Annotated in this window: 1 protein-coding gene; it reads left to right on the forward strand. The window is 40.0% G+C overall.

Annotated features, from left to right (window positions below):
* Window positions 1-39: 39 nt before the first annotated feature.
* Window positions 40-932, forward strand: an 893-nt coding sequence (locus KI363_RS21555; RefSeq protein WP_212967610.1) for a carbohydrate ABC transporter permease, incomplete at its 3' end; no start/stop codon positions are given.

Genomic DNA, 932 nt, shown 5'->3' on the forward strand with positions numbered 1-932 from the left:
AAAAGTAAGCGATAACAGCTTGTGGTAAGGGGGAGCAAAATGAGAAATTTTAGTTTATCGGATAAAACCTTCGATTTGATTAACAAAATCCTTGTGGGACTCATTACGTTAATCATCGTTTATCCGCTTATATTTGTGATCAGTGCATCGATCAGTGACCCATCAGCCGTTAGTACAGGAAAAATGTGGCTTTGGCCTGTGGATATTACCCTCGCTGGATATAAGCGAGTATTCCAAAATGATGCGATTTGGCTTGGGTATCGGAATACGATTTTTTATACCATTATCGGAACGATCATTCATTTAATTGTGTTATTACCTTGTGCTTATGCACTATCAAGAAAAGAAGTGATGGGGAAAAAATATATTTTATGGATCATCCTTTTCACAATGATGTTTAATGGGGGGTTAATTCCTACTTACCTCGTCATTAAAACATTAGGCATGATCGACACCATTTGGGCGATTGTGATCCCAGGTGTGGTAGGAGCATGGTCGATTCTCGTTGCACGGACATTCTTTCAACAGACAATTCCCGACCAGTTAGTGGAAGCTGCTAAAATCGATGGGGCTTCCGATTACTATATCTTTGGAAAAGTAGTGATCCCACTTTCGATGCCGATTATCGCGGTCATGGCACTTTTTCATGGTGTCAGCTTGTGGAATCAATATTTTTCCGCATTGATTTATTTGTCGAATGAAAAGCTTTATCCTTTACAACTGATCTTAAGACAAATTTTAGTTGTCACTCAGATTGGTCAAGACGGTGGCGGCGGCCCTGGGGAAGTTGAATCCCTCGTGGAACAAGTTAAAACAGCCAGCCTCGTTAAATATGCCGTTATCATGGTCTCTTCCTTACCGCTGTTAATTATTTATCCTTTCTTACAAAGATTCTTTGTGAAGGGGGTATTGATTGGATCTGTGAAAGAGTA

It is taken from the genome of Lederbergia ruris (assembly GCF_018332955.1).
GTDB classification, from domain to species: Bacteria; Bacillota; Bacilli; order Bacillales; family Bacillaceae_C; genus Lederbergia; species Lederbergia ruris.